The sequence below is a fragment of the Sphingobacterium sp. UBA5639 genome, assembly GCF_002421245.1.
Classification (GTDB): Bacteria; Bacteroidota; Bacteroidia; order Sphingobacteriales; family Sphingobacteriaceae; genus Sphingobacterium; species Sphingobacterium multivorum.
The window spans coordinates 118,322-133,425 of record NZ_DIJR01000001.1 but is presented as its reverse complement, the minus strand read 5'-3'; the positions used below and the strand labels follow the sequence as shown (position 1 = coordinate 133,425).

Genomic DNA, 15,104 nt, shown 5'->3' with positions numbered 1-15,104 from the left:
AACAAACAATCTGCTTGAACAAACTTGAATAAACTTGCCGCAAGGTTGAGCGAGTTGAAATAAGGTCTATCCGTTAAATTTATCAAAAATTTAATTAACATGAAAAAGATATTTTTGACACTAGCCTTCATATGGGTCATTCTATTACAAAGTTATACTCAAGAAAAAAATAGCAAAGCATCAATAAGCAAGAGCATTCCATTAAACGCAGAACAATGGTCCTTCCAGCACGGAAAAGTTGATTTTCTAAACTTTAAAGGTCGTAAAGCAATGAAAATCGCTCCAGCATCTGGTCCGGTCGTGATTAAAGACTTAATTTTTAAAGACGGAACCATCGAGTATGATGTGATACCTTCAAAAACAGAGTTCGCCAGCGCCATTTATTTTCATCGAAAAAATGAAAAAGAACAGGAGATTGTCTATCTCCGAGTTCCTAAAATGGCCAACCCATTCGCTAATGAAGGCATTCAGTACTGTCCCATCTTAGACGGTGTCAACATGTGGGACATCTATCCCCAATATCAGGCACCTGCGGCTGCTAAAACAGAAGAATGGAATCATATTAAACTCGTCATATCAGGTGTGCAAATGCAGGTTTTTGTCAATAACAGCTTGAGATTGACCGTACCAAAACTCGAGGGACGAGAAAATACTGGAAGCATTGCCTTCGACGGCGATGCATACATCAGTAATATCGAGATTAAACCTAATGAAATTGAGAACCTACCGCAAGCCGAAGGTGTGGACCTGACCCGACATGAGGCCAATTATATCCGAAGTTGGTCGATAACCCAACCCACGACTTTGGAAGAAGGGCGAGAACCAACTACTTTTCGTGACCTGCCGAAAGACGAAGCCTTCACGGAAAAAATAGCAACCGAGCGGTATGGATTGGTAAACCTTACAAGACGCTTCGGTAGTGCCGAAAAGCGTCGGATAATATGGCTAAAAACTATTATTACAGCACAAGAACCTACATTAGCTAATCTCCAGCTTGGATTCTCAGATGAAATATGGCTTTACCTAAATGATCAGATTACCTACACAGACAAAAATATCTTTAGGCAGAATATGAAAAGGTATCCCGACGGAAGGATATCTGTACAGAACGGGAATAGCCGCTTAAAACTTAAAAAAGGTGAAAACCAATTGCTCATTCGAATATCCAATGATTTTTATGGCTGGGGATTGATGGCACGTTTAGAAAATATGGAAAATATTACCGCCATAGAACCTTATGAGGTAAAAAAACGGGCTATCGAACACATCGAGCGCTATTTGGGCACCTATGCTGCCGAGATATCGCCCGCATTTAAGCTCACCTTTGTACAGAAAGACAGTATGCTTATTTTAGAGGCCCCCAGTCAAGAAAATGTAGCGCTCGATTATCTTGGAAATGATCTCTTCAAAATGGGGCTTGGAATAGAACTTCAATTTACGCCTGACCTGAAACAAGTCGTAAGAAAAGAGAATGGGTTTGAGATGAAATTCATTAAAGAACAATAGTATAAAAAGTGTTAGGATATGGCCCTTAAAACCTTAAAAATAACAGGGACCTTATAGGCACTTCATACGGACCTTATAGGGACCTCATTCGGATGAATAGCTATAAACTCCCTTTAATTTCCGTATCACTTTATGATAAAATAAGCATTAATCGTGATGCCTTTGCTTATTTATATTATAGCTTCCAGCAAGCTATTTCATCCTTCTCGAATTGCTTGATTCATCTTAAGGATATGTTAAACTTTTAACATTAACACTTTTTAACCATGGAATATGATACCTTTAGCAAAAATTATAATTTACATCAACCACAAATGCCCTTTTTAGACCATGTTCTGCAAGTTCCAACCTACGGATGGAAAGACGCCGATGGAAATCTCGTAAAGCCAAGCAAAAAAGAAATTTTCACTGAATTCTTCAAACGCCTTAATATTTTTAAGGATAAACGAAATTGGTTACCCTTTTTTAGCTGGTTAAAAGTAGCTTGCCTCATCCCCTTTTTTATCATCTTTTTGGTTTACCATTTCAGTTGGTGGACTGTGTTAGCCGCGTTCCTGTACAGTATGATCGTTATGGGGACCCATGGAACGATATGGCATCATCGATTTGCGACACACGGCGCATTTAAATTCCGCAACGGTTTCTGGCGTTTTTTCACGCAGAATTTGACCATCAATGTAATTCCCGAAGAAATATATGTTATTTCACATCATGTTCACCACGCAAAATCCGATAAACCGGGTGATCCCTATAATGCCCAAGCTGGCTTTCTATACTGTTTTTTAGCCGATGTAAATCACCAGCCTATTGCTAAGAACCTTACGGAAAATTCCTATAACCGCGTCAAATTGCTTATGCGACACACGGGTGTAACAGCTAATAGTTATGCGCAATATCAAAAGTGGGGGTCGTACGTCAATCCTTCACATGCAATAGGATCCTGGATATTAAACTGGGCTTTTTGGTATGCCGCTTTTTATTTAATCGGCGGTCACGCACTTGCCTGTACACTCTTTGGAGCCGCCGGCTTTTGGGCAGTCGGTGTGCGCACATTCAACTATGAAGGGCATGCAAAAGGTGAAGACAAACAACGTGAAGGTATCGATTTCAATGAGAGAGACAAATCCATAAACCAGTTATGGCCTGGCATTGTAGCAGGCGAATGGCACAACAACCACCATTTATATCCAAAGAGTGCGCGGAGTGGCTTTAAGCCTTATCAGATAGATCTCGCATGGTGCTATATTAAAATGATGCATAAATTTGGAGCCGTCAGCAGCTATCGGGATGACAAGAAAAGATTTGATGAACAATATCGTATCCCATACCTAAAATCTAAGGAATAATCAATCGTTGCATTTCGAAGCGATCTTGGTCCTTTTCCATTTAATGTAATAAAGTTTCAAATTTTATTCGAATCCGAATTGTAAAATCGACTTTGGAGACAGCGTCTTCTTTTATCGTCAGCATACTGTTCGGCGCTACTCATAAACATCGATAGCGCCGAACAATAGTGAACATCTAATTTTCTTGATGATAGAGATCAGAAAATATTTTTGATAATTTCGCAGGCTCTTCTCGCCATGCGGCATACATACCTTGTCCCATTTCATCCGGGACTATATCGAGGTTTCCGGCTGCGACACTTTCTACTATCTTTATTGCGATACGATCTGGATCTGGCATATCCCAATCACTTCCCTTGTTCATATCGGTATCAATTGCTCCCGGATTAACAGCATATACTGTCACATCCTTTTTAGCCAGTTCAATTCGAACAGATTGTGTAGCAGAATAAAGTGCTGCTTTGGAAGCAGCGTACCCAGCAATAGAAGGTAAAGGCGAATAGGCGGCAATCGAAACAATGTTGATCATGATAGATGGCCTATTCTTTATCAGAATTGGAGCAAATGCACGCATCATGTTTATTGTTCCAAAATAATTTACCTTCAGATCATTTTCCATCGCCAATACTTCTCCTTGTAGCATATTCCCTGGATTTAAGGTTCCTGCATTGTTAATCAGAATCTCAGTATCTGGGGCTGCTAGCACACTCATTTCTACTTGTTTAACATCGGTAATATCTAGTTGCAGCGGTACGATTCGATGATCGTTGAATGCTGGCATATTTTTTAAATCCCGGCAGGTTGCATATATCTTCCCTGCACCGTTATTGAGCAATGCACTTACCAGTGACTTTCCTATCCCTCTATTAGCCCCTGTAATCAGGATGACTTTATCTTTAAAAATTTGCATGGTGTTTTATTTATTATCCAACACAAAGCTATCCAGAAAGATAATGCTGTAAAATCCGAAACTTGCGATAATAAACATGCTCTTGATACGCTAGAAATCAAAAATCATATTCAAAGGAAATCAGACACTTCATCATCGCCCTATCAAGAGAACCTATTAACTGTGCATAAATGGATAACTTAGGTCGTAAATACGGCTCATGCAACTTTGAGAGCTTACTTCAAACTAAGAAACGTTCACCTTTACTAAAGCTGTATACAGCTCCTCCGGCGTAAAGGGTTTGACTAACCATCTACTTATGGCCACGGAATGACATAGCTGTTCTATATCCTGCTGATTCGAACTAAAAATAGGAATAATGGTCGGCTCAGTATTGTTATCGAAATTTTTTTCACGAATATTCTGTATCGTTTCAATACCGCTGATGATAGGCAATTGATGATCGATCAAAATTGCATCAAAATGATGTCCCTTTTTTAATATCTGTAATACCTCAAATCCAGTTTTTGCATGCACGGTATTAATCTTCTTTAACGATAACATCCGATCCAAATCATTTCGCTCCGACTCTTCCTCTGCAACAATTAGTACATCCTTTATTTTTTTTAATTCATCCCACGCATTAATTTCCCAAACGGCGGGAACATTAATAGTGAAAAAGAAACGACTACCGGCACCAAAGGTACTCTCCAATTTCAATTCACTGCCCATCATTTTAAGCAATTTATTCGATATTGTTAGTCCAAGGCCAGTTCCCCCATAACGTTTAGTCATCGAGTTATCTTCCTGTGTGAATGCATCAAATATCCGTTCCACATTGTCCTCTTTGATACCTATGCCTGTATCTTTGACGCTAAAGCACAGAACAGCCTGGGTGGCATCATGTGATTCTACTGTAATGCTGAGTTCAATAGTTCCCTTCTCGGTAAATTTTGTGGCGTTGCTCAATAAATTCATCAATACTTGCTTGATACGGAGGGCATCAACCCAAATATAATGTGGCACATCGGCCGCGATATTCAGATAAAACTCTAAATTTTTGGCTTTGATCTGCATATTGAGAAAGTTTGTCAGTTGAATAACCAAGTCCTGAAGATCCGTCTGTTCAACGTCCAGTTCTAGTTTGCCAGCCTCAATTTTAGAGAAATCTAGAATGTCGTTTACAATTCCAAGCAATAAATTGGCTGATTGATCAACGATACTCAGATATTCCCGTTGAGTATCTTCAAGTGCTGTCCCAAGCAACAAATCGGTAAAGCCAACAATCCCATTCAAAGGTGTACGAAGCTCATGGCTCATATTTGCCAAAAATTGTGATTTTGCTGCACTTGCCTGTTCAGCTACTAATTTCGCCTTTTCCAGCTCTTCCCGTTGATGAATAATCCTGCTAATATCAGTTGCAATCGCAAGATAACCGATAACATTTTCGTTAATATCCCGAATAAATGTAACGGCTAAGGAAACATACAATCTAGATCCATCTTTTCGACAATAGGTCCACTCTCGCTGTTCAGCACCATGCAGCTCTGCCATATCTACAAAGAAACGAAGTTTATCTACCGAACGTCCTAATTCAACTTCCAGTTCCTTAGCTCTCAACACGAGCTCCTCTTTCAAATGAAAATGTTCAAGCCCCAATTTCCCAATGACCTCTTCACTGCGGTATCCCAAAAGGTTTTCCGCTCCTGTATTAAACAATGTGACTACACCAGTCGTATCGGTCGCGATAATAGCTACAGCGGAGGTTGCATCCAATACTTCTGAAAGCAGTTTTTTTGAATTCGAAGATTCTGCTTCGATGCGTTTACGCTTATCAATATCCTGAAAGGTACCGTATAAACGAACGCAATGGCCATTTTCAAAATCAGCATTTCCCAATGCACGTATCCACAGTTCATGACCAGCGAAGGTGACAATCTCAAGCTCCAAATCCCAAGCTTCTCCCGTAGCGAGTGCATGTTCAATGGCAGTCCGTATTTTATTCCTACTTGATCCCGCTTTATAGAACTGTAACGCAGTTGTTAGCTCTGTTTCATAGTCTTCGGGTACTTCATGAATTTCTCGCGTAATTTCGGACCAAACAATCTTCCCATCAGCAGGCGTATATTCCCAGCTTCCAATTCTAGCTACCCTTCCAGTCCGCATCAATGTTGCTTGGGCATGCTTCAGTTCCTTTTCTAGAAAATGCTGTTCCGTAATATCCACGGCATTGCCAATCACATAGGGTATTTTGTTCCCATTGGTCTGCAAAATATTATTAAACATCCAGATACGCGTCTCACCCGAGCGTGTCAAGGTTCGCATTTCTCCTTTGATTGTTCCGCGTTGAACAATTGCGCCCAGATAGTCCTGTAAATTCTTGTGCCCCTCCGATGGGACAATATCAAAAAGTGATCGTAACTGAATCTCCTCCCGTGTATAGCCCAAAGTCTTGGCTCCAGCTTCATTGACGGCTATAAAATTGCCCTTCAGATCATGCGTACACATAAGTCCCTGAGAGTTATCGAAAAATGCTTTCAGTTTTTGTTCACTTTCTTTATACTTTTCTTTTTCTTTTCTGTTGACAATAAGCGCGACAACCTCATCCCGAAGAAGGGTTAGGATCTCTTTTTGATGCTGATCGAGCTGCCTTGGAACACGATCAATAACACATAAGGCCCCTAAGGCATATCCGTTGGGATCGATTAATGCTAATCCAGCATAATAGCGAATGTTTGGTTCTAAGGTAACGAGTTCATTCGATTTGAAGCGATCGTCTTTTTTGGCGTCCTCAACTTCCATCAGCTGATCTTCTTCCAGCGTATATTGGCAAAAAGAAACATCGCGCGTTGTTTCGTCTATCTCCAAGCCAACCCGCGATTTAAACCACTGCATATCCTTATCCACTAGTGAAATCAATGAGATGGGTGTACCGCAGACTAGTGATGCAATTTTCGTAATGCGGTCAAACTCTTCCTCGGCTGCTGTGTTTAAAATTTCGTATTCATGCAACACGCGTATCCGATCTGATTCATTCTTTGGCGATAATTTAGCGTTCATTCAAAAGCCTGTATTGTTAATAATTTTATCTTCGAAGTCTTTATAGGTCCAAATGTATAGCATGCGCTAACGTACAAATAATATTTCACTAATCTTTAACGATTGATTTGAATCATTCCAATGCCCAATTAATATCGATTTGGTTTTAACTTTTCTTAGTCTATCGTAAAAAGTAGAAAACCAGCGGTAATAGCATGATAAAATATAATCATGAACACCGCTGTGTTAAAATAGTTTTAAATAAAAAACAAACTATTAGATTAAAAGATCACCGATAATAAGCGCCGTGCTGCCTTCGGTTCCCAAAAGGGAGAAGATTATATCGGTTTTTCAATGCCAAAAATATATTTTAAAAAAAAAAGAATTTATGAAATCCAAGCTTTCCAAAAAGTCGTAAATGGGTATAAGTACAGAAAAAAATTATAAACTAAAAGACTTTTGTTATGGAAAAGATAACCTCCCACAACGAAACACTATTGAACTCCAATAGTGACATGGACAAAAGAGATCTCAGACGAAGAGATTTTTTAAAATATGCAGGAGCCAGTGCTGCTACATTAGCCATCCTGGGTATGTCGAGTTGCAAAAAAGACCACGATGATGGCATGGATAACGGTGGTAAGGGCATGTACTTTGGTAGCGGCGACATTGCCATCCTAAATTATGCCTATGCACTTGAACAACTTGAAGCTGCATTTTATATCCAGCTAGTCAACAACCCCTATAGTGGCATGACGGACATGGAAAAAACTTTTTTTACGGATATCCGTGATCATGAAATTGCTCATCGTGAGTTTTTCAAGGTAGCCCTAGGGGCCAAAGCCATTTCAAGTCTTGAATTTAATTTAGGCGGTATCAATTTCAGCAGTCGCGAAACGGTACTGGCAACAGCAAAAACATTTGAAGATCTTGGCGTTTCGGCCTACAATGGTGCTGGATGGTTAATAAAAGATGTCAATTATTTACTGTTGGCTGGCAAGATCGTGTCTGTTGAAGCTAGACATGCCGCCTGGGTCAGGGATATGATCGACAATGGTAGCTTTGCCAATCAGGAAGTAGTGGATTCAAATGGTCTTGATGTCGCAAAGAGTCCAAGCGTTGTCCTTAGTGCCGCAGCGCCATTTATTAAATCCAAGATTGATGTGAGCGATCTACCAACTTATTAATTCACCTAAAAACTGATTATCATGAATCTCTTAAACGTTTTTGAACAAATAAATGCTGTAGATCCTGAATTCAGCGATCGCATCAGCCCCCGTCGCGAAGCAATTAAAAGTTTGGCTTCAATGAGCAAAAAAATAACTTTGGCTGCCCTGCCCTTTATGATAGGTGAGCTCTTTAAAAAAGCTTATGGTGCTACGGCTCCCACAGATGTCAATGGAGTACTCAACTATGCGTTGACTTTGGAATATCTCGAAGCAGAATACTACACTATGGCTGTTGCCAAAGCAGGTCTTATCCCCACAGGTAAACCACTCGGTGCGATAACCACCATTCGTGACCATGAAATTGCACATGTGAATTTTCTTAAACAGGTATTAGGCAATAAAGCTGTTTCAAAGCCAACCTTTGATTTCACCGCTGGGGGGACTTTCGGCAATGTTTTCAGTGACTACGACACATTTTTAGCTATCGCACAAGCATTTGAAGACACCGGGCTAAGAGCTTATAAAGGGCAAGCGGGAATTTTACTCGGCAATCGTGTTGTACTGACTGCGGCGCTTCAGATCCATTCTGTTGAGGCACGACATGCCTCTCATATCCGCCAAATGCGTCGTGCTCGCGGAGGTGGAGCTGCCAATCAAAAACCTTGGATTACAGGAAGTAACGACAGTGATATTGGCGCAGTTGTCGATCCGGTATATGCAGGCGAAAATAATATAACACAAGCGGGAGTGGATATTACAACATTGGCAGGTGCCATGGGGAAAATTTCGACCAATGCAGCAACCCAGTCTTTCGATGAACCTCTAACTGCAGAAGCTGTACTTAATATTGCAGGTCTTTTTATAAAATCCTAACAAAAGACGTAGTTTACCTGTTTTTAGCATGTCCTGATCGGTTTATCCCATCAGGGCATTGTTTTTTATATACTCCCCATTACACATAATGCTGTGAGTGTCGGTACATCTTTGCCGCCTTCATCTTCGAGGGTAATAGCAAAAGCCTGGGCCTTTGGAATATCCAGCATCTTACTTGCTGTATCTCCTTTTAAGTCAAGTGGAAAAACACCGGCATTAACAGGTTGACCATCGACCATTGCCCACAGTTGATATTGCTTACCTTTGGGTGCAACAGGCATGTGCTCAATACTCAGATAAACCGTCTTTGATACTTGATCCCAGAATACCAAAGCAAGGTAATCGGGTTTAGTTTCTACCCCCTTCAGAGGGATTGTTTTTATTGCTGGATTTTGAACGAGAGCCCATTTATCCTGTAGGGTAGCAAGTTTTGCCTGCTCAGCATCAAGTAAGGACGTCGTCTGATTTAGCTTATTCGCTGTATCTTGTTTACGTTGATATAGGAAGATATTAGCACCAATACTAACGGCTAACAATAGGCTTGCAGCAATAGTCCACTTGTATGATCGAGCAACAAGCGTTTTCTTTTCGGTATCCATAACAATTACGTCGTTATGGTCCGTAGAAGAAGGTACTAATGTTTCATCAATTTTATGATCTTCGTTTGGTACTAGATTTTCTGCAATGAGTTTATTCCATATATCCTGTTTTAATTGCATAGGCATCTCTATCGCTTGGCTATCGGCCAAATCTTCGAGTGCAATCTCTGCTTCGATGATGGCTTGTTCCACTTCGCTATTATTTTTTCGAATACAATTCAAGATGCTCACTTCCTCTTCAGAAGCAAGTCCCAAAACGTACGATTCAATAATCCCCGACGATATGTATGCTCTAATATCCAAAACTAGCGGTACTCTTTTAGTAATTGTTGTAATTGTATAAAAGCTGCCCTGGTACGTGTTTTTACTGTTCCTAGCGGCACATCAAGCTGTTCAGCGATTTTTTGTTGTGTATATCCTTCATAGTAGGCCATCTCAATCAAGATTCGCCATTCCGGCTTCAATTTATCTAAAATATTTTTAAATCCAATAAAATCTGCTTTCGTGTGTTGTTCGCCCTGACTTAGATCTTGTTCTTCTCCCTATTTACGATATTTGAGAGCGGTTGGTTTTTCTGCTCGTTTACGATAGCTTTTGATTTTCGATGATCGAGGGCTGTATTGCGGGCAATGTTAATCATCCAGGTATAAAGGCGGCCTTTTTCTGCATCGAAAACATCGATATATCGCCAAATTTTGACGAATACATCTTGGATGACTTCTTCCGCATGCTCCGTTGAGACCACGATACGACAAACCACACCAAAGAGTGCATCGGCATAGTGATCATAAAGATAACTAAAAGCCTGTTGATTCTTTTTTTTCAATAAAAGAATCAATGTTTCTTCAGAAAGGTTGTGTAATGGACTCAAATTTTACGTTTATAATACGCTAAAGATGAAAATTAAAAATTTAAAAAAAAAGCAGCTTACAAAACAAGTTAAAGTACCTATAAAACGGGTTAAAATACCTAATATAAGTTAGCCTATTTTCTGTTAATCCTCATTATTATTTATATTTTAATACGCAATGCATGATTTGCTTCCACCATATCGTACTAATTTACTCTTTTTTGTATTTCTAATTTTCAATGCTAGTTTTTCATGATTTGATTCCGCCTGGGAGGACGAATCACATTTAAATCTATTAAAATCTGTCTAAAGCTTTATTTTGTCGGACGAATTTTCCTTGGAAATTGGATTTATCGACAGCATTTCACATGTAGCCAAGTAAAATTCGTCAATTAGCTGAATAATCAAGTCATTCTTTACGTTATGTACAGTTATACCTGCCCAATTTTTGGAGGGAAGATACTTACTCCGAGTCCATTGAACAGGCTGCACTATTTGTTTTTCTGAACGCAACCATTCTAATCCACTATCATTGAAATATATCTTTTCATTTGACAAATCCATCACGATGAAAGGTCTTTTCTTAAAATAGAAAATACTCATATCAAGATCTGCAATTACATTCATTCGAATATGTTTTTTGAGATGCATATATGCATTTATACGGGTTAGTGTTGACATCTATTTATCTTATTGGCTATAATAAAATCATCATAAATTTCCATGAACATTCAAAGCAGGCGAAGTGTTCATCAGACGAGAATCAAAGATATTCGAACCAGCGGTCTAAGTGGGGTATATTTTGTTCTAATAGGTGGAAAAAAGATGTTAATGTAAGTTGAAAATACGACGGATAAAACCGCTAATTTACCAAGCGAAAGAATATGTGTTAGTTTGCCCCATTACAGGTTTCGGCGAATCGTAAAATGCCTGCACGGATTGTAAATACCACCATTGAACCAGTGTTACAATGGTTTAAATTTGATAAATAACAAAAGATATGCGGAAAGAAAGTAAAAGCACGTCATTCATTAAAAAAATTCTAGGCTTAATTAGTCTTATCCTTATGGTAACAAATAGTAAAGCACAGCAAGTCACGCACTATTTTCCAAACGGAAAAGATAAGGCAAAGACCATCAGTGGACAGTATGGTGGTAATAGCGGGATTTGTCTTTTTGAAGATGGCAGATTTCTGTTATATGGTTATGCTACATCTGTTTTCGGCTTCTATGTTTTTGAAAAAGACTACCTGCTTTTCTATCCAGATGAAGCCCCTTTATTTCAACTGTATGGGCGTCACAAGCCTAATTTCACAGACAGTACTTGTATCAATTTGGCAGGTTTTGAAGAAGGTAAAACCTATGTACAATTTGATAATGACAGTACACATCGGGTTTTCAATGACAAGGCAAACTGTTTCAGCCCCCCTTTTGTTCATCAGGAATCCAAACCGGTTCAATCGCTTAAATTTATTGTACAAAACCAGCTTATGGAACATGACAGTACTTATCAAGTCTTTCAGTATAGCAATGAAGAAAAATTCAATGATTTTATAGCTGTTTATAACAGACCCCAACGTGCACGTCAACATTTCAGCGCTTTCCTATATTTGGCTGAAGGGAATAAATTAGCCATCAGACTCTCCAATTACGGTGGAGAAAGAGGTTTTTTAAAAGAAATTCAAGACGGTTCAAATCAAGAACACTGGCACGAAATATTGACCATGAAGAAGGATTATGATCAGGCAAATTATATTGACCCCCTAGCAATATTTAGTAACGCATATTATACCCTATTTTATCCTGACCTCGAACAGTACGTCTTGGATACCGTCAACAATCGATATGTAAGTAAGTTTGCATCAGACAATGAGGCCTATTTTGCGGGCAATCCTGAGCAAGACGATCGATACTTAAATAAATACATCCGTCAGAATCTGTTGCTTCTGAAAGACGAACAATTCGATCCATCAAAACTGTCAATTACCAGTCTATTTTTTTCGCGCTGTGAAGAATCTGAAAAGCCAGATCATGATGAAAATGGACCACAGCAATAATCGCTCAAAATCCATAGCAATGATTCAAGTGGGAGCTTAGCGCTATTAAGAGTCGAAAGATTAGCACGTTTTCTTAAATATGGCTTAATTTTGGTAGTAATGACTAGATAACTGGATAACATTTATACTAGTTTTATTTCGGTGAAGATGATGAATTATAAAACGATTATTATTGGGCTAGGATTCTGTTCGCTAGCGGGTTGTGCAACGCAAAAGGAAAATATTGGAAATAGAACAGAGAGAGAAAGTGTATCCTTAGCTGAGGGGCAAAGAAAATCATTGCGAGAATATCCGATCAAGATCAAATTTAATGGTATTTCAGAAGATAGCCGTTGCCCTGAAGGCGTCAACTGTATCTGGTCTGGAGTTGCAGTAGCAGAAATTGAGATCGTAGAGAAAGCAACTAAACCCACGACAATAAAGCTCGCAACAATAGACCTACAGGATAGAGGTTACCAAAGAACTGCCAACACCAACGGATATACCATTTCATTACAGGATATCGCCCCTTATCCGAACAAGGAACAAGGGACACAAACGCTACGGGGTAACTACAAAATCGCTGTTATTGTACAAAAAACTGTAAAATAAGCCCGCAGCGGTTCACTGTGCGCCAACAATCGTCCTATGGAAATAGTCATTGAAAAATGACCCAATTCTATTAAAGAATGACCCAATTTTTAAAAACACCAATACATATATTTTAATTATATGCATGGATACTTATTGGTTCATTCCTTGAAAAATAATACCTTTGCAAAACCTCATTTATGAAAAAGTTTTTTAAATTTATTAAGATTACATTTTTTTCTATACTGGCTATTATTGGGCTATTATTCCTCTATTTTTTCATTTCCAATCGGATATTTATAGGAAATACCAACGCGGAAAATATAGCGTACCTCAAGCTTCATAAAACGGAGATTAAGGATCGTATTGTAGATTCTCTATTCGACAATAGTTTCTATAATTCGGATATTTTTTTACTCGGGGAAATTCATGGCTACGCAGACAATCAAAAGTTGGACAAAGAGCTGTTATTTTATTTGAACAAAAAGCTCGGTGTTAAATATTACATTGCTGAGATGGATAGTACAAATGCCAACAAACTAAACAGCTTTTTATCCAAGCCGCTAAAAGATAACGCCCTACTGAAAGATGTGGTTCGCTCCATTCGCAAACGTATCCCGCAACAGTCTAGTTTAGAGCTATATCAAAAATGGGTCGAAATTTATGATTATAACCGCCACCTTGCCGATTCGGCAAAAATCACTGTTATTGGCATAGACAAAAGCTTTACAGCGGATAAATCTGACGTATCCAGGGATTCAGCTATGCTGTTAAATTTGGAAAATTATATTAAAAATCACCATATTGATGGTCAAAAACTATATGGACTATTTGGTTTTTTTCATGTTTTACAAAAAGGAAAGGATGCAACCAATGATCCTTTTGCTACACGCTTGAAAAGTAGCGGCTATAAAGTATCTAGCTTTGTTAGTTATACCATTGCTAGTGAAATGTATCTTCCAAAGAATCCTCAATTTCCAACCCCTGAAGATGAAAAAGTAGATTGGGTAAATGCAGATGGCCCACTTATGCTCGTGAAAGGCATTCAGGATCTAAAAGAATTAAGTCGACCAAATAGTATATCGTTATTTAAACTCAATGCAGCACATTCACCTTATGCTACTTCTCAAGATTTAATAACTGTAAAATCACGGCTTTTTGGCGAAAATATCATACCTGCTGAAACGAATCATACAACAGACTTCTTTCAATATGTATTTTTGTTACGAAATTCAAAGGCCTTAACAAAACTTGATTAGGACAGCAAGCATTTCATCAAAAAATTGGATAAACAAGCCGTCTGCTGATCACATGATTAAAGAAACAAGGATCCTATTGAAAAATATTCCATTCATAAACAGGATGATCCGTATTTAGGAGGAGGAATCTCGCTTATCGATTTGCAAGATAGCACTTTGGTTTTTATATTTGCGACATCATAAGAAATCCTAATGCGGAAGTGGCGTAATTGGTAGCCGCACCAGACTTAGGATCTGGCGCCGCAAGGCGTGGGGGTTCGAGTCCCTTCTTCCGCACTTATCAATATCCCAAGCTTTCAGCTTGGGATTTTTTTTTGACCAGTACTTTTTGATGCTAAGTTATCACCATTGAGGGTATAATTTCTTGAAGCAAACAGAATAGATTAGCGATAATATGTCGCGTCAAGAATTTAAGCCGCCCAGTCAAATGGTTTTGTACAAGGGTCACACTCATATTTCAACACTTTTCCTAAGCTTTTCGCTTTTTTACCTTTTTTTACGAACACATAAGCCAAGTCTACATATTCCTCTACTTCGGCCCCACTTTCATTCCGTCCTTTTACAACCACAGAATAATATTTTCCATCCGGATATGCCTTGAAATATACTTCTTGAACAGTAATCTTTTTGGGTATTTGATTATCACAACAGCTACACCATAAAATAACGATGGGTTCTTTTTTAAGGTATGCAACGGCCGTTTCGGCTTGCTTTTGTGTCAAGGCCTGAAGTTGATCTGCTTTTGAGAATAAAGCTGTACACAGCAACAGAAGGAGAAAAATGGTCTTTTTCATTTGGAATAGTGTTAAGTTTAAAAGAACTTATTAGCAAAGACTATGCCTTTAGCTTCTCAAAAAAAGATAACAGTCGCTATAATAAATTAAATGGTCAGTTATTTCTCCATAAATCCCCGACAACAAGATCATATATATTCTGTGAAAGTGCCGT

The 15,104-nt window shown here is 38.8% G+C and carries 14 protein-coding genes and 1 tRNA gene; 8 read left to right on the top strand and 7 right to left on the bottom strand.

The genetic code is table 11. The features are described 5' to 3' along the window. The first annotated feature begins 99 nt into the window (after positions 1–99). Both B4Z90_RS00625 and B4Z90_RS00620 read left to right on the top strand, forming a co-directional pair. Positions 100–1,506: a hypothetical protein gene (locus B4Z90_RS00625; protein ID WP_115050155.1), complete on the top strand. Its 1,407-nt coding sequence runs from the start codon at positions 100–102 to the stop codon at positions 1,504–1,506. Between the two features lie 266 nt (positions 1,507–1,772). Further along, positions 1,773–2,852, top strand: a complete 1,080-nt coding sequence (locus B4Z90_RS00620) for a fatty acid desaturase (RefSeq protein ID WP_236560257.1) — start codon at positions 1,773–1,775, stop codon at positions 2,850–2,852. A 175-nt stretch (positions 2,853–3,027) separates the two neighbouring features. On the opposite strand, the gene B4Z90_RS00615 is transcribed toward B4Z90_RS00620, so the two are convergent. Both B4Z90_RS00615 and B4Z90_RS00610 read right to left on the bottom strand, forming a co-directional pair. Then, on the bottom strand, positions 3,028–3,762 hold the full coding sequence (locus B4Z90_RS00615) for an SDR family NAD(P)-dependent oxidoreductase (RefSeq protein WP_115050152.1): 735 nt from the start codon (positions 3,760–3,762) through the stop codon (positions 3,028–3,030). 225 nt (positions 3,763–3,987) lie between these two features. Continuing rightward, the gene (locus B4Z90_RS00610) at positions 3,988–6,801 is read right to left on the bottom strand and encodes a PAS domain S-box protein (RefSeq protein WP_115050150.1); all 2,814 of its coding nucleotides are present in this window, start codon (positions 6,799–6,801) and stop codon (positions 3,988–3,990) included. A 443-nt stretch (positions 6,802–7,244) separates the two neighbouring features. On the opposite strand from B4Z90_RS00610, the gene B4Z90_RS00605 reads away from it, so the two are divergent. Together B4Z90_RS00605 and B4Z90_RS00600 are read left to right on the top strand one after the other, a co-directional pair. After that, a complete protein-coding gene (locus B4Z90_RS00605) occupies positions 7,245–7,967 on the top strand; it encodes a ferritin-like domain-containing protein (protein WP_046675105.1) in 723 nt (240 codons plus the stop codon). A 120-nt stretch (positions 7,968–8,087) separates the two neighbouring features. Continuing rightward, positions 8,088–8,822, top strand: a complete 735-nt coding sequence (locus B4Z90_RS00600) for a ferritin-like domain-containing protein (protein ID WP_349681246.1) — start codon at positions 8,088–8,090, stop codon at positions 8,820–8,822. 65 nt (positions 8,823–8,887) lie between these two features. Here the strand turns inward: B4Z90_RS00600 and B4Z90_RS00595 are convergent, their stop codons facing one another. From B4Z90_RS00595 to B4Z90_RS00580, 4 genes are all read right to left on the bottom strand, one after another. Next, a complete protein-coding gene (locus B4Z90_RS00595; protein ID WP_115050146.1) occupies positions 8,888–9,724 on the bottom strand; it encodes an anti-sigma factor in 837 nt (278 codons plus the stop codon). A 2-nt stretch (positions 9,725–9,726) separates the two neighbouring features. After that, the gene (locus B4Z90_RS00590) at positions 9,727–9,855 is read right to left on the bottom strand and encodes a sigma factor-like helix-turn-helix DNA-binding protein (protein WP_236560258.1); all 129 of its coding nucleotides are present in this window, start codon (positions 9,853–9,855) and stop codon (positions 9,727–9,729) included. A gap of 89 nt (positions 9,856–9,944) precedes the next feature. Then, positions 9,945–10,292 carry an RNA polymerase sigma factor gene (locus B4Z90_RS00585; RefSeq protein WP_236560259.1) on the bottom strand — a complete coding sequence of 116 codons (348 nt, stop codon included), beginning with the start codon at positions 10,290–10,292 and terminating at the stop codon, positions 9,945–9,947. A 285-nt stretch (positions 10,293–10,577) separates the two neighbouring features. Further along, entirely contained in the window at positions 10,578–10,898 is a 321-nt protein-coding gene (locus B4Z90_RS00580) for a hypothetical protein (protein WP_147282069.1), read from the bottom strand. 439 nt (positions 10,899–11,337) lie between these two features. Here B4Z90_RS00580 and B4Z90_RS00575 point away from each other — a divergent pair, with 439 nt between their 5' ends. From B4Z90_RS00575 to B4Z90_RS00560, 4 genes are all read left to right on the top strand, one after another. Beyond that, entirely contained in the window at positions 11,338–12,327 is a 990-nt protein-coding gene (locus tag B4Z90_RS00575) for a preprotein translocase subunit SecD (protein ID WP_286801162.1), read from the top strand. A 147-nt stretch (positions 12,328–12,474) separates the two neighbouring features. After that, positions 12,475–12,918, top strand: coding sequence for a hypothetical protein (locus B4Z90_RS00570; RefSeq protein ID WP_115050140.1), 444 nt, complete (start codon positions 12,475–12,477; stop codon positions 12,916–12,918). 179 nt (positions 12,919–13,097) lie between these two features. Then, a complete protein-coding gene (locus tag B4Z90_RS00565) occupies positions 13,098–14,156 on the top strand; it encodes a hypothetical protein (RefSeq protein WP_115050138.1) in 1,059 nt (352 codons plus the stop codon). A 194-nt stretch (positions 14,157–14,350) separates the two neighbouring features. Further along, a tRNA-Leu gene (locus tag B4Z90_RS00560) sits at positions 14,351–14,432 on the top strand. A gap of 134 nt (positions 14,433–14,566) precedes the next feature. Here the strand turns inward: B4Z90_RS00560 and B4Z90_RS00555 are convergent. Further along, on the bottom strand, positions 14,567–14,950 hold the full coding sequence (locus B4Z90_RS00555; RefSeq protein ID WP_115050136.1) for a hypothetical protein: 384 nt from the start codon (positions 14,948–14,950) through the stop codon (positions 14,567–14,569). Between the last annotated feature and the right edge of the window lie 154 nt (positions 14,951–15,104).